The organism is Streptomyces sp. NRRL F-525 (genome assembly GCF_000716605.1).
Lineage (GTDB): Bacteria > Actinomycetota > Actinomycetes > Streptomycetales > Streptomycetaceae > Streptomyces.
The window spans coordinates 55,250-78,079 of record NZ_JNXE01000058.1 but is presented as its reverse complement, the minus strand read 5'-3'; the positions used below and the strand labels follow the sequence as shown (position 1 = coordinate 78,079).

Genomic DNA, 22,830 nt, shown 5'->3' with positions numbered 1-22,830 from the left:
CAACAATCGCGAGGAGAACAGCATGGAGACGTTGCGCGAGCGCAAGAAGGCGCGTACGCGGGACGCGCTGCTGCGCGCCGCCCTGGAGCTGTTCACGACGAAGGGGTACGAGCGGACCACGGTCGACGAGATCGCCGAGGCCGTCGACGTCTCGCAGCGCACCTTCTTCCGCTACTTCGCGAGCAAGGAGGAGGCCGCGTTCTTCGTGCCCCGGCTCACGGAGACGCACTTCGTCACGGCCGTCCGCGCCCGCCCGCCGCACGAGGCCCCGCTGGAGGCGCTGCGCCGGGCCGTGCTGGAGAGCTGGGACACCATCAACGAGGCGATCCAGGAGGTCGTACCGCTGGACCTGCACATGCGCACCTACCGCGTGATCGAGTCGACGCCCGCGCTGCTCGCCGCGCATCTGCGGCGCTCGCAGGAGCTGGAGGAGGAGCTGGCGCAGATCGTCGCCCGGCGTGAGGCGCTCGACGTGGACACCGATCCCCGGCCGCGGCTGGTGGTGGCCGTGTTCAGCGGGGTGATGCGAGTGGTGGAGCGGAGGTGGATCGCGGGCGACGACCTCAGCATCGAGGCGATGCGCGAGCTGACCGCCGACTACCTGGACGGGGTCGGGCCCGCGCTCGCCGGGAACTGGCGCACGAGCCGCACGGGGTGAGTCGTACTGAGTTTCTCGTCACGCCCCACTGAAACGTGATCCCCGTCACTCGGTTAACGCGAGACCCTCTCGTTCTCCTAGTGTGTCCTCCCAGTGACTTCCTTCGACTCCTCCCCCACGCTGAACGCCTGGCGCGCACTGGCCGCGCTGGCCGTGGTGTTCGTGATGCTGGCGACCACCGGTTGGACCGCGGTCCGCAGCCACCCCGGGAAAACGGCGCTCCAGGCCTCCCTCTCCGCGTGGGAGCACGGCCACATCAACGGGCGCGAGCTGCCCGACCCGGACGCCTCCCCGACCCGGCTGGCCCGGTTCTTCGCCTCGCTCACCGCGCAGCAGCGGACGCGCCTCGCGCACCGCTACCCGCTCGCGGTCGGCAACATGAACGGCGCCCCGGTCTCGCTGCGCTACCGCGCCAACCGCGTCGCCCTCGACCAGCAGCGCGAGGTCGAGAAGAAGCGCATGCACGACAACCGCCTCACGCCACTGGGCCAGCAGGACGCGGGCCGCCTCATGCACCGCTTCGAGGCGCTGATGACCGAGGGCCGCCACATCCTGGCCTTCGACCCCGAGGGTTCGGGCCGCATCGCCGAGGTCTTCGGCGACCTGGACACCGCGCAGCGCGTCTCGGTCATCGTCCCCGGCGTCGACACCGACCTGCTCACGTTCCAGAAGACGAACAAGAACTACTCGGCACCGGTCGGCATGGCGAAGAACCTGTACGCGGCCGAGAACACGGCGAAGTCCGCGACGGACACGACGGGCGTGCGTACGGCGGTCATCGCCTGGGCCGACTACACCTCCCCCGGCGGCCTCGGCATCGACTCGGCCACCGCGGGCCGCGCCGAGGCGGGCGCCGTACGGCTGAACGCGCTGGTGCGGGCGCTGCCCGGGACCTCGCAGGTCGCGCTGTTCTGCCACAGCTACGGCTCGGTGGTGTGCGGGGTCGCCGCGCACGAGCTGCCGTCGCGGGTGACCGACATCGCGGTCGCGGGCAGCCCCGGGATGCGCACCTCCAGCGCCGCCCACCTGCACACACGTGCCCGGGTGTGGGCGATGCGGGACGCGAACGACTGGATCCAGGACGTGCCGTACATGGAGCTCGGCGGCCTCGGGCACGGCGAGGACCCGGTGTCGAACGCGTTCGGCGCGCGCGTGCTGTCCGCCAAGGACGCGGAGGGTCACACCGGTTACTTCGCGACGGGCACCGACAGCCTGACCAACTTCGCCGACATCGGCGTTGGCGCGTACCGCTCGGTGACGTGCGCGCACGAAGGTGACACCTGCCGAGAGGGTTTGTCCGGCGCCTCGGCGGCCGGACGCGCGTAGAAACAGCAGGAAGTGCGGTCTGCGCGGGGATGGGACGGAGGAGCGTGTGCCGCCTACGATGAGCCGCATGGGTGACGTACTGGCCGGATTTCATGCCGCCTGGGAGTTCGAGTCCGACTCCGTGGTCATCCGCTACGAACGTGGTATTCGAACACCCAAGCTATTCCAGGCGCTCGGTGAACGCCGGATCCCCTTCGAGGCGATCGAGGCGGTGACGCTCGCGCCCGGCCGGCGCGGCACGGTCGTGCTCCGCGCGGTGCCCCGGCCCGGTGCGGATCCGCTGATGGAGGCGGCCGCGGGTCAGCTGAAGGAGAGCTGCGATCCCTACCGGCTGGTGCTGCCCGCCGAGCGCGAGACGCTCGCCGAGTACTACGCCGACGAGTTGCGTGCGCGGCTTAAGCCGGAGGGTCCTGCCGAGCGGTTCCTGGTGGCTGCGCCCGAGGTGCCGTTGCGGTTCAAGGCGTACGACGGGAAGGCGTCCTTCGACGGGAAGACCGTGTCGTTCCGGTGGTTCTGGACCGGGGCGTCGTCCGCGAAGTGGAAGGCCGGCGACCAGAGTTTCGCGATCGCCGACCTGAATGGTGTCGAGTGGCGGTCGCCCGAAGTCTTTGAGGGGCATCTACGGCTGTTGCGCGGGGCCGAGTCGCTTCTGCCCGTTGATCAGGATCCGGCCGCCGTGGTGTTCGGGCTGGGGTATGGGCCTGTGCATGAGTCGTTGCCGTTTGCGGGGGCTGTGCTTGCGGCGGTTCGCTCTGCGCGGCCCAGCGTTGTGGTGCCGGCCGCGCGTCGTGACCCGGCGGATATTGCTGAGCGGATTCGTCACCTCGGGGAGTTGCATCAGGCGGGGTTGGTGACGGATGACGAATTCGCCGTGAAGAAGGCTGAGTTGTTGGCGGAGTTGTAGTTGGGGGCTGCTCGTTGTTTTTTGACCGCGGGCCGGTGGGGGCTGGTCGCGCCCACGCGGCGGAGCCGCAAATCGACACAGCCCCGCGCCCCTAAAAGAAGGGGCGCTTCAGCTGAAAGTGTTTCTACTCCCTGCTCGATGACGCGAAGGACATGTCCGCGTAGCGGTCGCCCGCCACCTTGCCGGCGATGGGCTCCAGGAGGGACAGCTCCTCGTCCGTGAGGATGATCCTTGTTGCCGCTGTGTTCTCCTCCACTCGGCCCGGCTTGGTTGTGCCCGGGATGGGGATCACGGGGAGGCCGTGGACCTGGGAACGCTGTTGGACCCAGGCCAGGGCGATCTGGCCGAGGGAAGCCCCATGCGCCTTGGCGACCGTGCGGACCGGGTCCAGGAGGGTGGCGTTGGCTGCCGCGTTCTCGCCGGTGAAGCGGGGTTGGGTGCGGCGGTAGTCGCCCTCTGTCAGGTCCTGGTCGGCGTTCGCGAAGGAGCCGGTGAGGAAGCCTCGGCCCAGCGGTGAGTACGGTACGACCGCCGCGCCCAGGTCGGCGGCCGCGCCCACCAGGCTGATCTCGACGTCGCGGCTGAAGAGGGACCACTCCGACTGGACGGCGGCGATGGGGTGGACGGCGTGGGCGGCCCGGAGTTCCGCGCCCGTGACCTCGCTCAGGCCGAGGTGCTTCACCTTGCCCTCGGCCACCAGTTCCGCCATCGCGCCGACGGTGTCCTCGATGGGGACGGCCGGGTCGCGGCGGTGCATGTAGTAGAGGTCGATGACGTCGATGTCGAGGCGCTTCAGGCTCGCCTCGACCGCCTGGCGGATGTAGGGGCGGTCGTTGCGGATGACGCGCCGGGTGGGCTCGCCGGGCGGGATCGACAGGGCGAACTTGGTGGCGATGACGAGCTGGTCGCGGTGCGCCTTGAAGAAGGGCGACAGGAACCGCTCGTTCTCTCCCTGGCCGTACGCGTCCGCCGTGTCGTACAGGGTCACGCCCAGGTCGAACGCCCGGTCCAGGGCGGCCTGCGACTGCTTCGCGTCCGAGGGGCCGTAGGCGAAGCTCATGCCCATGCAGCCGAGGCCCTGGACGCCGACCTCGGGGCCGGCCGCGCCGAGCCGTGCGGTCGGGATCGTGGTGTCGGTCATCCTGCCTTCTCCTGTTCGTAGGCGCGGCCGGCCGTGGCGTAGAAGTTGATCTTCCGGTCGAGGACGGCCAGGGTGTCCTGCAGTTCGGCGATCCTGGCGATGACGTCCCTGCGGGTCGATTCCAGGAGTTCGAAACGGTCGCCGTAGGTGTGCTCGCCCTCGCGCATCAGCTCGGCGTAGCGGACCATGTCGGCGACCGGCATCCCGGTCAGGCGGAGCTTGCCGACGAGGTCGAGCCAGTCGAGGTCGCGGTTGCTGTAGCGGCGCTGGCCGGTGTGCGAGCGGTCGATGTGCGGCATCAGGCCGATGCGCTCGTACCAGCGCAGGGTGTGTGCCGTCAGGCCGGTGAAGGCGACGACCTCGCTGATCGTGTAGCTGTCCTCGCCGTCCGGACGCCGCTCGGCCTGCGGCGGACCCGCGCAGCTGTCGGTACTGGTACCCGTGGTCTCCATCACCGTCATGACCACCACGCTATGGCCTTGGAGTGCACTCGAAGCAAGCGGAACCGGTAAGAAATCGACGGGACGGGTCAGGGGTGCGGTGGATAGCGTGCGGGACATGAGTCTCGTACGACGGGCAACTCCCGAGGATGCCGCCGAACTGCTGCGACTGCGCCAGGTGATGATCGACGCGCTGCCCGGGTCGGACCCCGGCACGGACTGGCACGCGGAGTCGCTGCCGACGCTGCGGGAACGGCTCGCGTCGGACGAGGACTTCGGGGCGTTCGTCGTGGACCATCCGGAGCGGCCGGGGTCGCTGGCTGCCCTGGTCGTCGGCACGGTGGACTACCGGATCGGGAAGGCGGGGAACCCGCACGGGAAGGCCGGGTTCGTCTTCAGTGTGGCCACCGACCCGGACGCGCGGCGCCGGGGGTACGCGCGCGTGTGCATGGAGGAGCTGCTCCAGTGGTTCCGCGAGCGCGGCGCGGGCCAGGTGCTCCTCACCGCCTCCCCCGACGCCGAGCCGCTCTACGCCTCCCTCGGCTTCACCCGCAAGCCGGACCCCATGATGGGGCTCATGCTCTGAACCACTTACGCTCGACGGCATGTCCTTGCAGAGCCTCGCGCTGATCGAGAACTGGCCGGTACCGACCGCGGCGGCGGGTGCCGTACGAGCCGACGGGACCGTCCTAGGGACCCACGGCCCGACCGGCCACCGTTTCCCGCTCGCGTCGGTCACCAAGCCGCTCGCGGCGTACGCCGCGCTCATCGCGTACGAGGAGGGCGCGATCGAGCTGGACGAACCGGCGGGCCCGCCGGGCTCCACGGTCCGCCATCTCCTCGCCCACACCTCGGGGCTGGCCTTCGACGAACATCGCGTGACGGCTCCGCCGGGACAGCGGCGCCTCTACTCGAACGCCGGCTTCGAGCAGCTCGGCGACCACCTCGCGAAGGCGACGGAGATCCCGTTCGCGGAGTACCTGCACCAGGCGGTCCTCGCTCCCCTGGGCATGACGTCGACGACGCTGGAAGGCGCCAACTCCCCGGCGAAGGACGGCGTTTCGACGGTCGAGGACCTCCTCCGCTTCGCCGCCGAACTCCAGGCCCCCCGCCTCCTCGACCCCCGCACGGTCGCCGAGGCGATGACGGTCCAGTACCCCGGTACGAAGGGCGTCCTCCCGGGCTACGGCCACCAGAACCCCAACGACTGGGGCCTCGGCTTCGAGATCCGCGACTCCAAGTCCCCGCACTGGACGGGCAGTTCGTCCTCGCCCCGCACGTTCGGGCACTTCGGTCAGTCCGGTACGTTCCTGTGGATCGACCCGGCGGCGGGCGTGGGCGGCGTGGCCCTGACGGACCGGCCGTTCGGGCCGTGGGCGGTGGAGGCGTGGCCCCCGTTCACGGACGCGGTACTGGCCGAACTCTCCGAACACTGACGGGCGTTGGCCCGGCTCTCCGGCGCTAGGTCATCTCCCACATCAGCAACTCGCCCCCGGTCGCCGCAGCCTGGGCCACCAGATCCCGCGCGTCCGTGATCCGAGCCGCATCCCCCGGCCCCAACTCCTCCCCACCCAGGCTCACTTCACCCCGCACCACATGCACATACACATGCACGGCATCCGGTACGGCGGTCAACTCACCGGGTGCGAGCCGGCGCACGTGCAGCATGGCCCCCGCCTCCGGCACCGCGTACGGCGTGGAGTCGGCGATGCCGTGCACGATCCCGTACGACGGTTCACCACCGGGTTCCAGCGGGGCGAGCCACATCTGCACGAAGGTCAGGGGCGAGTCGCCGTCGTTCCGCTCGACATGCCGCACCCCGGCCCCCGAACCGAGCCGCTGAACATCACCGGGCCGGACCCGCGTCAGGTGCCCCGCGGAGTCCCGGTGGCTCAACTCCCCTTCCACGACCCAGGTGATGATCTCGGTGTGGCTGTGCGGGTGTTCGTCGAACCCGGCGCCGGGGGCGAGTCGCTCCTCGTTGCAGGCGATGATCGCGCCGAAGCGGAGGTTGTCCGGGTCGTAGTGCGGCCCGAAGGAAAAGGCATGCCACGACTGAATCCCGGCCTGCGGGTCACCCCCTGGGTAGCGCTCGGTGGAGCGCCGTACGTCCATCACGACGGCCGAGAGGGAGCCGTAGGGGCGCGCCGGTGTCGAGAGCCCCAGCGCGCGGAGGCGCGCAGCGCCGAGCACGGTGGGGCTCTCGACACCGGCTCCCGGCGCCCCGAAGGCGACCGAACCAAAAGAGGTGCGCGCACGGTGCCTGACCAACACCGGCACATATCGCCGACGCCTGACCAACACCGGCCCACCTACGCAGCACCTTCCCAACACCGGCGCAGCCACCCCCACCGCACACCCCCGTCCGGATAAGGCAGTCTTGTTCCGTGCCCGAACCCGAAACCAGCAGACCCGCAGGCCCCGCACCCCGTGCCCACTCGCACCCGGCGACTCTGAAGCGGCTGGAGCAGTCGTCCGGGAGTCTCGCCGCCCAGGCCATCGCGCGCATGGACGAGACGCTGCCGTGGTACCGGGCGATGCCACCGGAGAACCGTTCCTGGATCGGGCTGGTCGCGCAGGCCGGTATCGCCGCGTTCACCGAGTGGTTCCGGCATCCGGACGCGCCGCAGGCCATCTCCACCGACGTGTTCGGGACCGCTCCCCGTGAACTGACCCGCGCTATTACCCTCCGCCAGACCGTCGAGATGGTGCGGACGACCATCGAGGTCATGGAGTCCGCCATCGACGAAGTCGCCGCCCCCGGCGACGAGTCCGTACTCCGCGAGGCGCTCCTCGTCTACGCCCGGGAGATCGCCTTCGCCACCGCCCAGGTGTACGCGCAGGCCGCCGAGGCCCGCGGCGCGTGGGACGCCCGGCTGGAGTCCCTCGTCGTCAACGCCGTGCTGAGTGGGGAGGCCGACGAGGGGGCCGTATCCCGGGCCGCCGCGCTCGGGTGGAACTCGCCCGAGCACGTCTGCGTCGTCCTCGGCACCGCGCCCGACGGGGACAGTGAGCTGACCGTCGAGGCGATTCGGCGCGCCGCCCGGCATGCCAAGCTCCAGGTGCTCACCGGCGTGCTCGGCGACCGGCTCGTCGTCATCGCCGGCGGGAGCGACAACCCGCTCGCCGTCGCCAAGTCGCTGATCGGGCCGTATGCCGCCGGACCCGTCGTCGCCGGCCCCATCGTGCCCGACCTGCTCGCCGCCACCCGCTCCGCGCAGGCCGCCGCCGCCGGGCTCAAGGCGTGCTCCGCCTGGCAGGACGCCCCGCGCCCGGTACTGGCGGACGACCTGCTTCCGGAACGCGCGATGGCCGGTGACCCCAGCGCCCGGGACCAGTTGGTGGAGGAGATCTACAGACCGCTGGAGGAGGCCGGGTCCGCGCTCCTGGAAACGCTCAGTGTCTATCTGGAGCAGGCGAGTAGCCTCGAGGGTGCCGCGCGGATGCTGTTCGTCCATCCCAACACCGTGCGCTACCGGCTTCGACGTGTGACTGACGTCACCGGCTGGTCGCCGTCGGATGTACGCTCCGCGTTCACGCTGCGGATCGCGCTGATCCTGGGGCGTCTGGCCGATGGAGATCCCCAGAACTAGCCTTTTGTCGGGGCTCCACAAAACCCCTTCCCGTTCTTCGTCCCTGTCCCCACGGGCGGCCGTGCCCGTCCCCAAGAGAGAGTGTGAGAGTGCTCGTACTCGTCGCTCCCGGCCAGGGCGCCCAGACGCCCGGCTTCCTGACCCCCTGGCTCGACCTCCCCGGTGTCGGGGACCGTCTGCGTGCCCTCTCGGCCGCCGCCGACCTCGACCTGGTGCACTACGGCACGGACGCCGACGCGGACGAGATCCGTGACACCGCCGTCGCCCAGCCGCTGCTCGTCGCCGCCGGACTGGTCTCCGCGGCCGCCCTCGGCGAGGTGTCACCGGGTGCCGTCGCCGGTCACAGCGTCGGCGAGTTCACCGCCGCCGTCCTCGCGGGCGTCCTGGACGACACGGCCGCCCTGGCCCTCGTACGCAAGCGCGGTCTGGCGATGGCCGAGGCCGCCGCGATCACCCCGACCGGGATGTCCGCGCTGCTCGGCGGCGACCCGGACACGACGGTCGCGCACCTGGAGAAGCTGGGCCTGACCCCGGCGAACGTGAACGGCGCGGGCCAGATCGTGGCCGCCGGCACGCTGGAGCAGCTCGCCGCCCTGGAGGCCGACAAGCCCGAGGGCGTGCGACGGGTCGTAGCGCTGAAGGTGGCCGGCGCGTTCCACACGCGGCACATGGCCCCGGCGGTCGACACGCTCGCCAAGGCCGCGCAGGAACTGACGCCGGGTGACCCGACGATCACGTACGTCTCGAACAAGGACGGCCAGGCCATCGCCACCGGCGCCGAGGTGCTAGAGCGGCTGGTCGGCCAGGTCGCCAACCCGGTCCGCTGGGACCTGTGCATGGAGACCTTCAAGGAGCTGGGCGTCACCGCGCTCGTGGAGGTGTGCCCCGGCGGCACCCTGACCGGCCTCGCCAAGCGCGCCCTGCCCGGCGTCAAGACGCTGGCCCTGAAGACCCCGGACGACCTCGACGCGGCCCGCGAGCTCATCGCCGAGCACGCCAACGCCTGAAGAAGGAGCCGTACGAACATGTCGAAGATCAAGCCGAGCAAGGGCGCACCGTACGCGCGCATCCTCGGTGTGGGCGGTTACCGTCCGGTCCGTGTCGTCCCGAACGAGGTGATCCTGGAGACGATCGACTCGTCCGACGAGTGGATCCGCTCCCGTTCGGGCATCGAGACGCGGCACTGGGCGAACGACGAGGAGACCGTCGCCGCGATGTCCATCGAGGCGTCCGGCAAGGCGATCGCGGACGCGGGCATCACCGCCGAGCAGATCGGCGGCGTGATCGTGTCCACGGTCTCGCACTTCAAGCAGACCCCGGCCGTGGCGACGGAGATCGCCGACAAGCTGGGCACGAACAAGGCCGCCGCGTTCGACATCTCGGCGGGCTGCGCGGGCTTCGGCTACGGCCTCACCCTCGCGAAGGGCATGGTCGTCGAGGGCAGCGCCGAGTACGTGCTCGTCATCGGCGTGGAGCGGCTGTCCGACCTGACCGACCTGGAGGACCGCGCGACGGCCTTCCTGTTCGGTGACGGCGCGGGCGCGGTCGTGGTCGGCCCCGCCAAGGAGCCGATGATCGGTCCGACCGTGTGGGGTTCGGAGGGCGACAAGTCCGACACCATCAAGCAGACCGTGCCGTGGACCGAGTACGACAGCACGGGCAAGTTCCCTGCGATCACGCAGGAGGGCCAGGCGGTGTTCCGCTGGGCCGTGTTCGAGATGGCGAAGGTCGCCCAGCAGGCGCTGGACGCGGCCGGGATCACCCCGGACGACCTGGATGTCTTCATTCCCCACCAGGCCAACGAGCGGATCATCGACTCGATGGTGAAGACGCTGAAACTGCCGGAGCACGTCACGGTCGCGCGTGACGTACGCACCACCGGCAACACCTCGGCCGCCTCGATTCCGCTCGCTATGGAGCGGCTTCTGGCGACCGGCGAGGCCAAGAGCGGCGACACCGCGCTCGTCATCGGCTTCGGGGCGGGTCTCGTGTACGCCGCGACGGTCGTTACCCTCCCCTAGGCACTCCGTGCCGGATCATCATCGGATCCGGCACGGCTGTACTCAGCCGCCGCTGCCGCGGCGGGAACGCCACACCCTCTGGATCACAAAGAAGGAGCGCCTGACATGGCCGCCACTCAGGAAGAGATCGTCGCCGGTCTCGCCGACATCGTGAACGAGATCGCCGGCATCCCGGTTGAGGACGTCCAGCTGGACAAGTCCTTCACCGACGACCTGGACGTCGACTCGCTGTCCATGGTCGAGGTCGTCGTCGCCGCCGAGGAGCGCTTCGACGTCAAGATCCCCGACGAGGACGTCAAGAACCTCAAGACGGTCGGCGACGCGACCACCTACATCCTCGAGCACCAGGCCTGAGCCACGTCTCGGGCCCGGACCACCGGGCCCTAGCCACCTCATAGGCCCGGCTGCATGGCCCCGCCACCCGGCGGTGGCGCCGCTTAATCCTCGTACCGTTGGAGAAAGAATTCCCGTGAGCCCGACCAATCGCACCGTGGTCGTCACCGGTATCGGCGCAACCACACCGCTGGGTGGCGACGCAGCCTCTACCTGGGAAGGCATGGTCGCCGGCAAGTCCGGCGTGAAGCCCCTGGAGCAGGAGTGGGCCGCCGAGCAGGCCGTCCGTATCGCCGCGCCGGCCGCCGTGGACCCCTCCGAGGTCATCCCGCGTCCGCAGGCCCGCCGCCTGGACCGCTCGGCGCAGTTCGCGCTGATCGCGGCCAAGGAGGCCTGGGCGGACGCCGGTTTCACCGACAAGGCCGGTGAGGACCCCGCCGTCGACCCCGACCGGCTGGGCACCGTCATCGCCTCCGGCATCGGCGGTGTGACGACCCTGCTCGACCAGTACGACGTGCTGAAGGAGAAGGGCGTACGCCGCGTCTCCCCGCACACCGTCCCCATGCTGATGCCGAACGGCCCGTCCGCCAACGTGGGTCTGCTCGTGGGCGCCCGCGCGGGTGTGCACACGCCGGTCTCCGCGTGCGCCTCCGGCGCCGAGGCCATCGGCTACGCCATCGAGATGATCCGCACCGGCCGCGCCGACGTCGTCGTCGCGGGTGGCACGGAGGCGGCCATCCACCCGCTCCCCATCGCCGCGTTCGGCAACATGATGGCGATGTCCAAGAACAACGACGACCCGCAGGGCGCCTCGCGTCCCTACGACATGGGCCGCGACGGCTTCGTCCTCGGCGAGGGCGCGGGCGTCCTCGTCCTGGAGTCCGCCGAGCACGCCGCGAAGCGCGGTGCCCGGGTGTACGCCGAGGCGGTCGGGCAGGGTATCTCCGCCGACGGCCACGACATCGTGCAGCCGGAGCCGGAGGGGCGTGGCATCTCGCAGGCCCTGCGGAACCTGATGGACAACACGGACCTCGACGCGGCGGAGATCGTGCACGTGAACGCGCACGCGACGTCCACGCCCGCGGGTGACGTGGCCGAACTCAAGGCGTTGCGCAAGGTGTTCGGTGACGACGCCGACCACATGGCTGTCTCGGCCACGAAGTCCATGACCGGGCATCTGCTGGGTGGTGCGGGGGGTGTCGAGTCGGTTGCCACCGTGCTCGCGCTGTACAACCGGATCGCGCCGCCGACCATCAATGTCGAGAACCTTGATCCTGAGGCTGAGGCCAACGCGGATGTTGTTCGCGGGGAGGCTCGGAAGCTTCCTGTTGAGGGGCGGATTGCTGCGCTGAACGACTCGTTCGGGTTTGGTGGGCACAACGTGGTGTTGGCGTTCCGGACCGTCTGAGGCGGTTGCTGAACTGTGTGTGGCCCGCCCCCTGGGTATTGGGGGCGGGCCACTTCGTCGTTTGTCGAGTGCCGGCCGGTGGGGGCTGGTCGCGCAGTTCCCCGCGCCCCTAAAAGCAGCGCCCCTGACCGGCGATTTTCAGACCACCTGGTGTAGCCAGCGGACCGGGGCGCCTTCGCCCGCGTATCTGAAGGGCTCCAGCTCGTCGTCCCAGGGCTTGCCCAGGAGTTTGGCGATTTCCGCTTCCAGGTCTGTCTCGCCCTGTTGGGAGCGGGTCAGGGCCGCGCGCAGGCGGTCCTCCGGGATGAGGATGTCGCCGTGGATGCCGGTTACGGCGTGGAAGATGCCGAGGTCGGGGGTGCAGCTGTAGCGCTCGCCCTCGGCTGTGGGGTTGGGCTCGGCGGTTACCTCGAAGCGGAGGAGGTGCCAGCCTCGGAGGGCTGAGGCGAGTTTGGAGGCGGTGCCCGCCTCGGCCTGCCAGGAGAATTCGGAGCGCCATGTTCCGGGGGCGGCGGGCTGTCGGATCCAGTCGAGGCTGACGCGTGTGCCGAGCACCCCGGCGACGGCCCACTCGACGTGCGGGCACAGCGCGCGCGGCGCGGAGTGCACGTACAGAACTCCACGTGTCGTCACCGGGACCTCCGGACAGAGCGGGGCATCTTGCTGACTGGCGAACGGCGGCGGCAGGGCAGCCACGTTGAGGGCGAGGCTACCGTGCGGCGGCGCGCGGAGTGTGACGTACCGTCCCTCCCGGTGCCAGGAAACGCCGCCATTCACCCATGGGGACGCTTGTACGGGGGTGTGCCGTTGCATCGCACACGTGCGGGAACCCTCGCGCGTTGTTATGGGAGGGGACCGCTACACGACTTCAAGGGGCTGGGCCAGGGCATGCGAAACCGACGTCACCGTTCACAGGCCGTGCTCGCCGTCCTGGCGGCGACCGTCCTGGGAGCCGCCGGCTGCGACTCCGGCGGAGGTGGCTCCGCCGGCGCGCACAGCAAGAGCGGTACGGCGGCCAAGGCGAAGCCCTCCCCCACCCCGCTGTGGGACAGCAGCCCGTCCTCGGTCGCGGCGGTCGGCGACTCCATCACCCGTGGTTTCGACGCCTGTTCGGTGCTGTCGGACTGCCCGGAGGTGTCCTGGGCGACCGGCAGTTCCGCTTCGGTCGACAGTCTCGCCGTTCGACTGCTGGGGAAGACCGGCGCGGCCGCGCGCAGCTGGAACTACGCGGAGACCGGGGCGCGGATGGCCGACCTGCCCGCGCAGATCGGCCAGGCGGCCGCGCGCAAGCCGCAGTTGGTCACGGTGATGGTGGGGGCCAATGACGCCTGCGCGGCCTCGACCTCGGCGATGACCTCCGTGGCCGACTTCCGGGCCGAGTTCGAGACCTCGCTGAAGTCGCTGCGCCGGGCGCTGCCGAAGACGCAGGTCTACGTCGCCAGCGTGCCGAATCTCAAGCGGCTCTGGTCGCAGGGGCGGACGAACCCGCTGGGCAAGGAGGTCTGGAAGCTGGGCATCTGCCCCTCGATGCTGGCCGACGCTGATGCCCTGGACGCGGCGGCGACCGAGCGGCGCGACACCGTGCAGGACCGGGTGGAGGCGTACAACAAGGTGCTTGAGCAGGTGTGCGCGACGGACGAGCGGTGCCGGTTCGACGGGGGCGCGGTCTACGACTACCGGTTCGGGACGGACCAGTTGAGCCACTGGGACTGGTTCCATCCGAGTACGGACGGGCAGGCGCGGCTCGCCGAGATCGCCTACCGGCACGTCACCGCGCGCACACCCGTGACCTAGGGTTTCCCTCATGAGCGAACTTTTCGGCACCCTTCCCGACGGCACGCCGGTCCACCGCTGGACGCTGGAGCGGGCCGGTGTGCGGGTGCGGGTGCTGTCGTACGGCGGGATCGTGCAGTCGGTGGAGGTGCCGGACCGGGACGGGCACACGGCGGACGTGGTGCTCGGGTTCGCGGATCTGGACGGCTGTCTCGCCCATCCCGAGCCGTATCTCGGGGCGTTGGTGGGGCGGTACGCGAACCGGATCGCGGGCGGCCGTTTCCCGCTGGAGGGCGTCACGTACTCGCTGGCGCAGAACAACGCGCCCAACTCCCTGCACGGCGGCGAGCGCGGCTTCGACAAGCGCGTGTGGGACGTCGAGCCGGTCGAGCACGGGGTGCGGCTCAGCCGGGTCAGCGCGCACGGCGAGGAGGGCTTCCCGGGGCGCCTCGCCGTCTCGGCGACGTACACGCTGGACGCGTCGGGCGGGCTCCACTTCGGCTACGAGGCGACGACGGACGCGCCGACCATCGTGAACCTCACGAACCACAGCTACTTCGACCTGAGCGGCGCGGGCAGCACGGGCGGCGCGGGTGGTCATGAACTCCGGCTCGCCGCCTCCCGGTTCACGCCGGTCGACGCGGACCTGATCCCGACCGGCGCCCTCGACGACGTGACGGGCACGCGCTTCGACTTCCGCGAGGCGCGGAAGGTGGGTTCCGGGTACGACCACAACTTCGTGCTGGACAAGGGCCTCACCCCGGCCCCGGTCGAGATCGCCGAGCTGCACGACCCGGCGTCCGGGCGGGTGTTGACGGTGGCGACCACCGAGCCCGGCATCCAGCTCTACACCGGTGAGCATCTGGGCGAGCCGTTCGGCCCGGGGGCCGGGATCGCCCTGGAGACCCAGCACTTCCCGGACTCCCCGAACCGCCCGGAGTTCCCGAGCACGGAGCTGCGCCCGGGCGACACCTACCGCTCGGAGACGGTGTACGGCTTCTCGGCCCGCTGAGTTGGTCGCCTGAGTTGGTCGCCTGAGTTGGCTGTCTCCCGGGCAAGAATGAGCCCCGGTCCAGGGGTCAGGTCCCGGACCGGGGCTGTCTGAGGGGGACGGCGTCCCGGATCAGACGTTAATCGTCGTCGCGACCCTGCGGTCGGTGATCGAGCGCCCGGCCTGGATCTCGTACGAACCCTTTACAAATGCCCACGCGTTCGCCGTCTCATCCCAGATCTCGAAAGATCGGCGCGGAAGTTCGACGACCACGTCGACACTCTCGCCGGGCCCGGCCTCGACCCCGGCGAATCCGGCCAGCCAGCGGGCGGGGCGCTCCGGGTCGGCCTCGACCGGGGCCAGATAGACCTGGACGACCTCACGGCCGTGCCGGGCACCGGAGTTGGTGATCCGGACGGTCACACTCGTGCCCTCCGCCTCGATCGCGTCGTAGCTCCAGTCGGTGTAACCGAGGCCGTGCCCGAAGGGGTACGACGGGGTGCGGCCCTCCTTCTCCCAGGCGCGGTAGCCGATGAACACGCCCTCGGTGTACGGGAGTTCGCCGTCCGCCGGGACGACCTGGGTGACCGGGGCGTCGGTGAGGGAGCCCCAGGTGGTGGGGAGCCGGCCGCCGGGTTCGTGGGTGCCGGTGAGGACGTCGGCGAGGGCGGCTCCGCCCTCCTGGCCGGGGAACCAGCCGAGCAGCACGGCGGCGACCTCGTCGCGCCAGGGCAGTTCGACCGGGGAGCCGGAGTTGACGATCACGACGGTGTTCGGGTTGGCGGCGGCGACGGCGTGCACCAAGTCGTCCTGGCGGCCGGGGAGTTGGAGGTCCGTCCGGTCGTAGCCCTCGGACTCGACGCGCTCGGTGGTGGCGACCACGACGACGGCGGTGTCGGCCGCGCGGGCCAACTCGACGGCCTCGGCGATGAGTTCGTCGGGGTCGCGCTGCGGTTCCTGGTGGACGAGGGTGAAGCCGATGACCTTGAGGTCGCGGTTCTCGGCGAAGCTCACGACGTAGGTCAGGGACACCTCGACCGGGATGCCGGCGGTGAGGTCGACACGGGCGCGGGGTTCGGGGGAACCGAAGAAGGAGCTGAACGGGTCGTCCTTGAGCGGGCGTTGGACGTCGTCGTAGTACGTCGTGCCGTCGACGGTGAGGGTGAAGGCGCCGAGTCCCTTGATGCCGAAGGTGTGTTCGCCGGTGTCGCGCGGGGTGAAGGTGCCGGTGAGTTCGACGGTGTGGAGGGTCTCGTGGGTGACGCCCTCGGGGAGGTCGTCGCCCATCCACCGGAGCTGTCCGCTGGGTGCGGAGGCGGTGCCGATGACCTGGCCCGCCGCGTCCCGGCAGACGGCGCGCAGCTCGAACCCCTTGTCGGCGTCGGCGAGTTCGGTGTTCGGGTCGGCGCCGACGGCGTAGGTGAGGGTGCCGTCGGGGAGGGCGGCGGTGAGGCCGTCGAGCGGGGAGACGACGTGCGGCGGGAAGACGATGGCGGAGCCGCCGCCGAGGACGCGGGCGTCGCGGGCGGCGGCGCCGAGGAGCGCGACGGTGCCGTTCGGCTTCAGCGGGAGGGCGTCGTTCTCGTTCCGGACGAGGACGAAGGAGCGGCGGGCGATCTCGCGGGCGAGCGCCTCTCCGTCTACGGGGGAAGGGAGTTGGGCTTCGGCGACGACGGGTTCGGCGCCGTCGAGGATGCCGACGCGGGCGGCGAGCCGCAGCACGTTCCGTACGGCGGTGTCGACGGTGGCCTCCTCGACCTCGCCGTCGCGCACGGCCCGGGCGAGGGCCTCGCCGTAGACCGTCTTCGGGCCGGGCATGGCGACGTCGAGGCCGCCCTCGATGGTGCCGACGGTGGAGCGGGCGGCGGTCCAGTCGGAGACGTTGAAGCCGTCGAAGCCCCATTCGCCGCGCAGGATTTCGTTCACCAGGTAGCGGTGCTCGGACATCGTCGTGCCGTTGACCGTGTTGTACGCGGTCATGATGCCCCAGGGGTGGGCGTTCTCGACGATGAGCTCGAAGGGGGCCAAGTACAGCTCGCGCAGGGCGCGTTGGGAGATCAGGTTGTTCACGGTGAAGCGGTCGGTCTCGGCGTCGTTGGCGACGAAGTGCTTGACGGTGGTGCCGACACCGCCGGACTGGACGCCCTCGACATACCCGACGCCGATCCGTCCGGTGAGGTACGGGTCCTCGCTGTACGCCTCGAAGTGCCGTCCGCCGAGGGGTGATCGGTGGAGGTTGACGGTAGGGGCGAGGAGGACGTGCACACCCTTGCGGCGGGCCTCCTGGGCGAGCAACACGCCTGCGCGGTGGGCGAGTTCGGGGTCCCAGCTGGCGGCGAGGGCGGTCGGGGACGGCAGCGCGACGGACGGATCGTCGGCGGTCCAGCGCACGCCCCGGACGCCGATGGGGCCGTCGGACATGACGAGGGACTTCAGACCGATCTCCGGGAGCGCGGGCAGCGACCACATGTCCTGCCCGGCGAGCAGCCGCGCCTTTGCATCCAGGTCGAGCTTGCGGAGAGCCGCCTCCGCGGCTGCTTCACGGGCCTCGTCGGCCGGGGTGCGGGTTCCCGCCATCGCTGTGCCTCCTCGTTGAGTCCGTACGGTGCGGTGCCTCCATCGTGCATCGGTTCCCTGTAGAGCGGTAGGTTTCGTAACCTTGCTGTTATGTGAACGGTCGCCGGGTGTCGTACGGTGACGCCATGAACGCCACGAACTCCAGGACCCGGCGCGAGGAACGACGCGGCGAGATCGTGCGGGCGGCCCTGGAGGTGATCGCCGAGCGCGGTTACCGGGGCGCGAGCCTGGCGGCGGTGGCGGAGCGGGTCGGCCTGACCCAGCAGGGCCTGCTGCACTACTTCCCCACGAAGGACGCGCTGCTCGTCGCCGTCCTGGAGGAACGGGACCAGTGGGACGCGGTGCCGGACACCCGCTGGCGCGTCGACCTCCTGGCCTCCCTGGTCGAGTACAACGCGATGCGGCCCGGCATCATCCAGACCTTCTCGGCCCTCCTCGGCGAGAGCGTCACGGAGGGGCATCCGGCGCGGGACTACTTCTCCGAGCGGTACGTCCGCGTCCGGGCGAGCATGGCGGGGGTCCTGCGCGCCGAGTACGGCGACCGCCTGCCGAACGGTCTGACGCCCGAGCGGGCGGCTCCGCTGCTGGTGGCGGTGATGGACGGGCTGCAGTACCAGTGGCTGCTGGATCCGGAGTCGGTGGACATGCCGGGTGCGTTCAGGGACTTCCTGGCACTGCTGGGCGAGGGCTGAGCCGACGCCCGGGTCGTGAACCGGCCTGCTACTGCCGCCAGATGACGGCCAGCGTCTTGCTCACGACACACACGAGGGCGAGGACGAGGGCCCAGTCGTAGACACCGGCGAGCACCAGCGCGGCAACCCCGACCCCGAACCACACCACCTCGAACCCGACCCGACCGGCGCCCCGCACCTTGTACTTGGCCTTGGGCGACCCGCACAGTCCCCACACGACGGCGAGCACGACGGTCCCACCGACACCGAGCAGCCAGGTCAGCGGCGTGGCGAGGTCCCGGGTGAACCCCCAGTAGCCGACGGCGACGAGGGTGCCGACCTCTATGGCGAAGAGGACGCCGAGGTTCGCTGCTTTCGCTGTCTCCGCTGCGGTCATGGGCGGCAGTATCGCCCGGAGGGGATCACCCTGTCGCGGGTACGGCGGCCACGACTTCGACCTCGACCAGCGCCTCCGCCCGGAACAGCCGGGGCACCTCGAAGGTCATGCTGGTGAGCGGGGTACCCGTGAGGAACTCCCTTCGTACGGTGCCGTATTCGTCGAGTCCGGTGATGTCGGTCAGGTAGGTGCGGATGTTGATGACGTCGGCGAGGGTCGCGCCGTGGGCCTTGAGGAGGGCGGCGATGGTTTCGAAGACGCCGCGGCTCTGGTCAGCGAGGGTGGCACCCTCGGCGATCTGGCCGGAGAGGAACAACAGGGCGCTCCCGTCGGGGTGTTCGACGCGGGCGACCTGGGAGTAGTAGGGGCTCAGGGGCTGGGGCGCGGAGGCCGGGTTGTCCAGGGTGATGCGCATGGCGTCGACGCTAGGTCCGGCCCCGCGGTGCGACAAGCGAATGTCTAGCATGGCTGACATGCCTATCCTGCATGGCAGTTCACCGGACGACACCGTTCCCGACCTCTCCACCGTGTGGCTGCGGGTGTTCCTGGAGGTCGCCCGGCACGGCTCGTTCACGGTGGCCGCAAGGGCGTTGGGGTGGACCCAGTCCGCGGTGTCGCGGCAGATCTCCTCGCTGGAGGCGGCGTTGGGCGGGGCGGCGTTGTTCGACCGGTTGCCGAGGGGGGTCCGGCTCACAGAGGCGGGGCGGGTGCTCGTACCGCACGCCGAGGCGGTGGCGGAGTCGCTGCGCGGGGCGGTGCGTGAGTTGGCGGCGTTGCGTGAAGTGGCCGGTGGGCGGGTGCGGTTCGGGGCGTTCGCTACGGCCGACTCGGTGCTGGTGCCGCGCGCGCTGGCCGCGTTCCGGGACCGGTACCCGGGGGTGCTGCTGTCCCGAGAGGAGGGTCTCACCCCTCGTCTCCTGGACCGGCTCGCCTCCGGGCATCTCGACCTGGCGATCGTCTCCACCACGGGACGCGCCCCGCTCGACGCGTACGAACTCCACCATCTCCTCGACGAGTCGCTGTACGTCGCCGTGCCGGCCGGTCACCCCCTCGCCGGACAGGGACCGGTCCGCCTCGCCCAACTCGCCGACGCAGACTGGATATCCGGCAGCCCCCACCCCGAGGGCACCCTCCTCGACACCGCCCTCCGGCAGGGGTTCCGGCCGCGGATCGCCCACGTCGTCGCCGAGTGGACCGCGAAGGAGGGGTACGTCGCCGCGGGGCTGGGCGTGGCCCTGGTGCCGTCCCTCGCCGCCGGGGCCGTACGGGCCGACGTGGCGTTGGTGCCGGTGCTGGACGAGGGGGCGCCGGCGCGGGCGGTGTACGCGGCGACCGTGCGGGGGCGGTCGTTGTCGGCGGCCGGGGCCGCGTTCCTCGGGGTGCTGGAGGACGAGGCGGAACGGATCGGGTCGGCCGTCGCACCCGTGGCGTAGACCACTCCCGTCACGCGATACTGCGGCCGAACGGCACCGCCCCGCACCGCACCCCACTGCGAACGGAAGGCCTCAACCACCTTGAACGTCATACGAGTTCGGACCGGCATCCTCGGCCTGGCCCTGCTGGCCGGTTTCTCCGCCCCCGGTACCGGGGCGGCGGCAGCCGACACCACCCTGTCCCCGACCGTCGAGGAGCAACGCCTCGACAAAGAAGTCCCCCAGGAGATCCTCGAACACTCCGGATTCGACACCGTGGCCCCGGAGTTCACCCAAGCACTCGAAGCCGCGCACAGCTACGCGCAGGCCCGCCGCATCGTCGTACGCGAGGGAACCGCGTTGTGGCAGCGGGCCGTTGACCGGGCGCAGGGGCGGGGGCCCGCCGGTGGGGATCTGAGCCGGGACGACGATCGGCCGTTGTACTGGGCCCGGTTGGGGATGACCCGGGAAGTTCGGGAGTGGGAGCCCGAGTTCGGGCTCTCGGAGGGGCAACGGGCCGCTCTTCTCGGGGAGTTGGAAGTGACCTCGCGGGGTCAGAGCAGTATCCGGTATCCGCACGAGAAGGGGATCAAGCGGATTCTGGTGACCGGGTTCGACCCGTTCACGCTCGACGCGGACATCCGGATCTCCAATCCGTCCGGGGCCACCGCGCTCGCGCTCGACGGCACGGTGATCCAGACCGCGGACGGACCGGCGCGGATCGAGACGGCCATGTTCCCGGTGCGGTGGGCAGACTTCGCCGAGGGGACCGTGGAGCGGGCGTTGCGGCCGTATCTGCCGAAGGTGGATCTGTTCACGACCGTGAGTCAGGGACGGGTGGGCCGTTTCGACGTCGAGCGGACCAACGGGGCCTGGCGGGGCGGGTATCCGGACAACGACAACGTGTCGAAGACGGAGACCGTGCCCGTCGCCGACCCGGCCTCGCAGCCCCAATGGACGTCGACGACCCTGCCGTACAAGGCGATTGTGGCCGCCGACACCGGGCGGTTCCCCGTCTACGACCACACCGAGGTGACCGAGATTCCGGCGGGCGCGACCGCTCCTGTCGTACGGCCGGACGGGCCCACCACGGGCTCCACGGCCCGTTCCGGGGGCGGCGGGAACTATCTCTCCAACGAGATCGCCTACCGCGCCACCCTGCTACGGGACCGGCTCGGGCTGCACAACTCACTGCCGGGCGGCCATATCCACACGCCGGTACTGCAGTTCGGGGCGGGGAACACGGACCCGGCGACCGGGACGATCACCGATCCGGAGTTCGTACGCAACCGGGTGGACATCATCGCGCAGGTGAGGGCGATGGTGACGGTGGCTATGGACGCGGAAGCCGGTTCATAGGGTCGTAGAAGACGACTCGCCCTCGCCCTCCGCGTCGTCCCCCTCGGTCTCCTCCCCCAACAGCTCCCGCGCCATCATCGTCGCCCCCGCCACCGCCCCCGGCATCAGGAACACCGCGACGAACGGGACCAGGAAGGAGAGGCCGAGGGGGGTGCCGAAGCCCCAGATCAGGGTCTTGCGGGAGCGGAGGAGGGTGAGGCGGGCGCGGAGGTCGACGCCCCGGCGCTGGAGGGCGACCGCCGTCAGCTCCTCCGTGAGGAAGAAGCCCGTGACGAAGAACCCGATCACCGGTATCACCGTCTGGCCGATGAACGGGACGAAGCCCAGGGCGAAGAGCAGGATCCCCCACAGCACCGCGCGGACCAGGATGCGGAGGCTGTCGCGGGCCGAGATCCACAGTTCGCGCCAGAGCGGGAGGCCCGATTCGGGGGCCGTGCCGTCCGGGGAGACGTCCCGGTCGACCTTCTCGGAGAGGGTCTCGTAGAACGGCTGGCCTATGAGGAGCGTGACGGCCGTGAAGGTCAACACCGAGAGCAGCAGGGCCAGTACGAACAGCACCGCCGTGAGGAAGCCGCGGAACAGGCCCTGCCACGGGCTCGACCAGTCGTCCGCGAAGGGCGTCGCCCAGGAGACGAAGTCCTGGCCCCAGAGCGCCAGCGCGACCAGCGCCGCCACGTACAGGACCAGCGTGATCAGACCGGGGATCAGCCCGAAACCGTAGTGCCTCCCGTGCCGCGCCATCCAGCGCTGGCCCTTCAGGAGATAGCCGAACCCCGCGCCAAGATCATGCATGGGGCGAACTTTACGGTGCGCCTCACGCTCGGTCGACACCGCTACGCACCCGCGTTCGACACCGCCACCACAACCCCCCGCTCCGCCGCCGGCGACACCGCCGCCGTCACCCGTACCGCCGTCGCCCGGGCCACCCGCCCCGCGCGGGAGGTCGCCGAGAGGAGGGCCGGCTGGAGACGTTCCAGGGCGGAGACGAGGAGTTCCTCGCCCGCGACCAGCACAGGTCCAGCCACCTTCGTGGTCGCCGCCGCGGCCTCCGTCAAGTCGGCCAGGGGCGGGAGCGCGGCCCGGACCACGTTCACGCCCGCGGTCGCCGCCCGTTGCGCGAGGGCCACCTGGAACGGCAGCAGCGGAGCCAGCGCCGCCGTCAACGCCTCGGCCACGCGCCGGAGTTCGGGGGACGATTCGGCCAGGGTGTCGGCCAGCGCGCGGATCAGCGGGGTGAGGGCCAGCAGGACGCCCGCGGCCACGCCCGCCGCCGCGGGCAACAACGGGGACGCCGCCTCGACCAGGTCACCGAGTGCCGTGGCGAACTCCTCGACCGCCGGTTCCACCGCGTCCAGGATCGGCAGCAGGCTGTCGCCGATCACCGTCAGCAGCGCCTGCGCCGGTGCGCTCACCGGGTGCACGGCCAGCGGGGCGCCGGTCGTGCCGAGCCGGGTCAGGGTGTCGACGATGCGGTAGAACGCCTCCTGGGCCTGCGGCGACGCGCTCGCCTCGGCCAGTTCGGCGGTGGTCTCGCGCAGCACCCGTAGCGCCTCCGCGCCCGAACCGTCCCGTGGATCAAGGGTGTTGATCGCGATCCTGGTGATGTTCCCCGCCGTGTCCAGGAGTTGGCCGGTGATGTCGGTGGTGCTGCGGGCCATGCGCAGCACCTCGTCCCTGCTGGGGAGCGAAGGAATCGTTGCCATGGGAACTCCTCGCCGTGCGCACCCGCTGCTCGGTACCTGTGCTCAGCATGCCCCTTCCCCGGCCCCCCGAATGCGCCATCCGGGGCATCGACGACACCAACAACTTCCTGTTCACCGTTGAGT

The 22,830-nt window shown here is 70.6% G+C and carries 24 protein-coding genes; 15 read left to right on the top strand and 9 right to left on the bottom strand.

Features of this window, described 5'->3' with window-relative positions:
• The first annotated feature begins 22 nt into the window (after positions 1-22).
• The 3 genes from OO69_RS45450 (at position 23) to OO69_RS45440 (ending at position 2,888) form a co-directional block, all read left to right on the top strand.
• Positions 23-658: a TetR family transcriptional regulator gene (locus OO69_RS45450; RefSeq protein WP_033286884.1), complete on the top strand. Its 636-nt coding sequence runs from the start codon at positions 23-25 to the stop codon at positions 656-658.
• Between the two features lie 93 nt (positions 659-751).
• A complete protein-coding gene (locus OO69_RS45445) occupies positions 752-1,984 on the top strand; it encodes an alpha/beta hydrolase (protein ID WP_033286883.1) in 1,233 nt (410 codons plus the stop codon).
• Between the two features lie 58 nt (positions 1,985-2,042).
• The gene (locus OO69_RS45440; protein ID WP_033286882.1) at positions 2,043-2,888 is read left to right on the top strand and encodes a DUF4429 domain-containing protein; all 846 of its coding nucleotides are present in this window, start codon (positions 2,043-2,045) and stop codon (positions 2,886-2,888) included.
• A gap of 124 nt (positions 2,889-3,012) precedes the next feature.
• Here OO69_RS45440 and OO69_RS45435 read toward each other — a convergent pair whose 3' ends face one another.
• Positions 3,013-4,029: an aldo/keto reductase gene (locus tag OO69_RS45435; protein WP_033286881.1), complete on the bottom strand. Its 1,017-nt coding sequence runs from the start codon at positions 4,027-4,029 to the stop codon at positions 3,013-3,015.
• Positions 4,026-4,490: a MerR family transcriptional regulator gene (locus OO69_RS45430; RefSeq protein ID WP_033286880.1), complete on the bottom strand. Its 465-nt coding sequence runs from the start codon at positions 4,488-4,490 to the stop codon at positions 4,026-4,028. Before OO69_RS45430 ends, OO69_RS45435 begins: the two co-directional genes overlap by 4 nt.
• Before the next feature lie 97 nt (positions 4,491-4,587).
• On the opposite strand from OO69_RS45430, the gene OO69_RS45425 reads away from it, so the two are divergent.
• Both OO69_RS45425 and OO69_RS45420 read left to right on the top strand, forming a co-directional pair.
• Positions 4,588-5,055 (top strand): GNAT family N-acetyltransferase, encoded by a 468-nt coding sequence (locus tag OO69_RS45425; protein WP_033286879.1) that lies wholly within the window; start codon positions 4,588-4,590, stop codon positions 5,053-5,055.
• 19 nt (positions 5,056-5,074) lie between these two features.
• Positions 5,075-5,905 (top strand): serine hydrolase domain-containing protein, encoded by an 831-nt coding sequence (locus OO69_RS45420; RefSeq protein WP_033286878.1) that lies wholly within the window; start codon positions 5,075-5,077, stop codon positions 5,903-5,905.
• Between the two features lie 25 nt (positions 5,906-5,930).
• Here the strand turns inward: OO69_RS45420 and OO69_RS45415 are convergent, their stop codons facing one another.
• Positions 5,931-6,584, bottom strand: coding sequence for a pirin family protein (locus OO69_RS45415; protein ID WP_033286925.1), 654 nt, complete (start codon positions 6,582-6,584; stop codon positions 5,931-5,933).
• A gap of 272 nt (positions 6,585-6,856) precedes the next feature.
• Here OO69_RS45415 and fasR point away from each other — a divergent pair, with 272 nt between their 5' ends.
• From fasR to OO69_RS45390, 5 genes are all read left to right on the top strand, one after another.
• Positions 6,857-8,062, top strand: coding sequence for a fatty acid biosynthesis transcriptional regulator FasR (fasR, locus tag OO69_RS45410; RefSeq protein ID WP_033286877.1), 1,206 nt, complete (start codon positions 6,857-6,859; stop codon positions 8,060-8,062).
• Positions 8,063-8,151: 89 nt separating this feature from the next.
• Positions 8,152-9,069, top strand: a complete 918-nt coding sequence (locus OO69_RS45405) for an ACP S-malonyltransferase (protein ID WP_033286876.1) — start codon at positions 8,152-8,154, stop codon at positions 9,067-9,069.
• Between the two features lie 18 nt (positions 9,070-9,087).
• A complete protein-coding gene (locus tag OO69_RS45400; protein WP_033286875.1) occupies positions 9,088-10,083 on the top strand; it encodes a ketoacyl-ACP synthase III in 996 nt (331 codons plus the stop codon).
• Between the two features lie 105 nt (positions 10,084-10,188).
• A complete protein-coding gene (locus OO69_RS45395; RefSeq protein ID WP_033286874.1) occupies positions 10,189-10,437 on the top strand; it encodes an acyl carrier protein in 249 nt (82 codons plus the stop codon).
• A gap of 115 nt (positions 10,438-10,552) precedes the next feature.
• Positions 10,553-11,824 carry a beta-ketoacyl-[acyl-carrier-protein] synthase family protein gene (locus OO69_RS45390; protein ID WP_033286873.1) on the top strand — a complete coding sequence of 424 codons (1,272 nt, stop codon included), beginning with the start codon at positions 10,553-10,555 and terminating at the stop codon, positions 11,822-11,824.
• A 138-nt stretch (positions 11,825-11,962) separates the two neighbouring features.
• Here OO69_RS45390 and OO69_RS45385 read toward each other — a convergent pair whose 3' ends face one another.
• Positions 11,963-12,457, bottom strand: a complete 495-nt coding sequence (locus tag OO69_RS45385; protein ID WP_033286872.1) for a DUF3145 domain-containing protein — start codon at positions 12,455-12,457, stop codon at positions 11,963-11,965.
• 255 nt (positions 12,458-12,712) lie between these two features.
• Between OO69_RS45385 and OO69_RS45380 the strand changes: the two genes are divergently transcribed.
• Together OO69_RS45380 and OO69_RS45375 are read left to right on the top strand one after the other, a co-directional pair.
• Positions 12,713-13,618 (top strand): SGNH/GDSL hydrolase family protein, encoded by a 906-nt coding sequence (locus OO69_RS45380; RefSeq protein ID WP_033286871.1) that lies wholly within the window; start codon positions 12,713-12,715, stop codon positions 13,616-13,618.
• 10 nt (positions 13,619-13,628) lie between these two features.
• On the top strand, positions 13,629-14,609 hold the full coding sequence (locus tag OO69_RS45375) for an aldose epimerase family protein (RefSeq protein WP_033286870.1): 981 nt from the start codon (positions 13,629-13,631) through the stop codon (positions 14,607-14,609).
• Between the two features lie 111 nt (positions 14,610-14,720).
• Here the strand turns inward: OO69_RS45375 and OO69_RS45370 are convergent, their stop codons facing one another.
• Positions 14,721-17,165 (bottom strand): beta-glucosidase H, encoded by a 2,445-nt coding sequence (locus tag OO69_RS45370; RefSeq protein WP_033286869.1) that lies wholly within the window; start codon positions 17,163-17,165, stop codon positions 14,721-14,723.
• Positions 17,166-17,272: 107 nt separating this feature from the next.
• On the opposite strand from OO69_RS45370, the gene OO69_RS45365 reads away from it, so the two are divergent.
• Entirely contained in the window at positions 17,273-17,857 is a 585-nt protein-coding gene (locus OO69_RS45365; RefSeq protein ID WP_033286868.1) for a TetR/AcrR family transcriptional regulator, read from the top strand.
• A gap of 28 nt (positions 17,858-17,885) precedes the next feature.
• Here the strand turns inward: OO69_RS45365 and OO69_RS45360 are convergent, their stop codons facing one another.
• Both OO69_RS45360 and OO69_RS45355 read right to left on the bottom strand, forming a co-directional pair.
• Positions 17,886-18,233: a YrdB family protein gene (locus OO69_RS45360; protein ID WP_033286867.1), complete on the bottom strand. Its 348-nt coding sequence runs from the start codon at positions 18,231-18,233 to the stop codon at positions 17,886-17,888.
• 25 nt (positions 18,234-18,258) lie between these two features.
• Positions 18,259-18,648, bottom strand: a complete 390-nt coding sequence (locus OO69_RS45355; RefSeq protein WP_033286866.1) for a RidA family protein — start codon at positions 18,646-18,648, stop codon at positions 18,259-18,261.
• Between the two features lie 49 nt (positions 18,649-18,697).
• Between OO69_RS45355 and OO69_RS45350 the strand changes: the two genes are divergently transcribed.
• Together OO69_RS45350 and OO69_RS45345 are read left to right on the top strand one after the other, a co-directional pair.
• Positions 18,698-19,666: a LysR family transcriptional regulator gene (locus OO69_RS45350; RefSeq protein WP_051801754.1), complete on the top strand. Its 969-nt coding sequence runs from the start codon at positions 18,698-18,700 to the stop codon at positions 19,664-19,666.
• An 81-nt stretch (positions 19,667-19,747) separates the two neighbouring features.
• A complete protein-coding gene (locus tag OO69_RS45345; protein ID WP_033286865.1) occupies positions 19,748-21,004 on the top strand; it encodes a pyroglutamyl peptidase in 1,257 nt (418 codons plus the stop codon).
• Here OO69_RS45345 and OO69_RS45340 read toward each other — a convergent pair.
• Together OO69_RS45340 and OO69_RS53660 are read right to left on the bottom strand one after the other, a co-directional pair.
• Positions 20,999-21,796, bottom strand: a complete 798-nt coding sequence (locus tag OO69_RS45340; protein WP_033286864.1) for an EI24 domain-containing protein — start codon at positions 21,794-21,796, stop codon at positions 20,999-21,001. The genes OO69_RS45345 and OO69_RS45340 overlap by 6 nt on opposite strands.
• Before the next feature lie 41 nt (positions 21,797-21,837).
• Complete coding sequence (locus OO69_RS53660; RefSeq protein ID WP_033286863.1) at positions 21,838-22,707, bottom strand: hypothetical protein; 870 nt, start codon at positions 22,705-22,707, stop codon at positions 21,838-21,840.
• Positions 22,708-22,830 lie beyond the last annotated feature (123 nt).

Bases quoted from the DNA above. Each gene is read 5' to 3' on its own strand.
- OO69_RS45450 (WP_033286884.1), top strand. From the start codon at position 23: ATGGAGACGTTGCGCGAGCGCAAGAAGGCGCGTACGCGGGACGCGCTG.
- OO69_RS45440 (WP_033286882.1), top strand. From the start codon at position 2,043: ATGAGCCGCATGGGTGACGTACTGGCCGGATTTCATGCCGCCTGGGAG.
- OO69_RS45435 (WP_033286881.1), bottom strand. From the start codon at position 4,029: ATGACCGACACCACGATCCCGACCGCACGGCTCGGCGCGGCCGGCCCC.
- OO69_RS45430 (WP_033286880.1), bottom strand. From the start codon at position 4,490: ATGACGGTGATGGAGACCACGGGTACCAGTACCGACAGCTGCGCGGGT.
- OO69_RS45425 (WP_033286879.1), top strand. From the start codon at position 4,588: ATGAGTCTCGTACGACGGGCAACTCCCGAGGATGCCGCCGAACTGCTG.
- OO69_RS45420 (WP_033286878.1), top strand. From the start codon at position 5,075: ATGTCCTTGCAGAGCCTCGCGCTGATCGAGAACTGGCCGGTACCGACC.
- OO69_RS45415 (WP_033286925.1), bottom strand. From the start codon at position 6,584: ATGGACGTACGGCGCTCCACCGAGCGCTACCCAGGGGGTGACCCGCAG.
- OO69_RS45400 (WP_033286875.1), top strand. From the start codon at position 9,088: ATGTCGAAGATCAAGCCGAGCAAGGGCGCACCGTACGCGCGCATCCTC.
- OO69_RS45395 (WP_033286874.1), top strand. From the start codon at position 10,189: ATGGCCGCCACTCAGGAAGAGATCGTCGCCGGTCTCGCCGACATCGTG.
- OO69_RS45380 (WP_033286871.1), top strand. From the start codon at position 12,713: ATGCGAAACCGACGTCACCGTTCACAGGCCGTGCTCGCCGTCCTGGCG.
- OO69_RS45375 (WP_033286870.1), top strand. From the start codon at position 13,629: ATGAGCGAACTTTTCGGCACCCTTCCCGACGGCACGCCGGTCCACCGC.
- OO69_RS45370 (WP_033286869.1), bottom strand. From the start codon at position 17,165: ATGGCGGGAACCCGCACCCCGGCCGACGAGGCCCGTGAAGCAGCCGCG.
- OO69_RS45360 (WP_033286867.1), bottom strand. From the start codon at position 18,233: ATGACCGCAGCGGAGACAGCGAAAGCAGCGAACCTCGGCGTCCTCTTC.
- OO69_RS45355 (WP_033286866.1), bottom strand. From the start codon at position 18,648: ATGCGCATCACCCTGGACAACCCGGCCTCCGCGCCCCAGCCCCTGAGC.
- OO69_RS45350 (WP_051801754.1), top strand. From the start codon at position 18,698: ATGGCTGACATGCCTATCCTGCATGGCAGTTCACCGGACGACACCGTT.
- OO69_RS45340 (WP_033286864.1), bottom strand. From the start codon at position 21,796: ATGCATGATCTTGGCGCGGGGTTCGGCTATCTCCTGAAGGGCCAGCGC.
- OO69_RS53660 (WP_033286863.1), bottom strand. From the start codon at position 22,707: ATGGCAACGATTCCTTCGCTCCCCAGCAGGGACGAGGTGCTGCGCATG.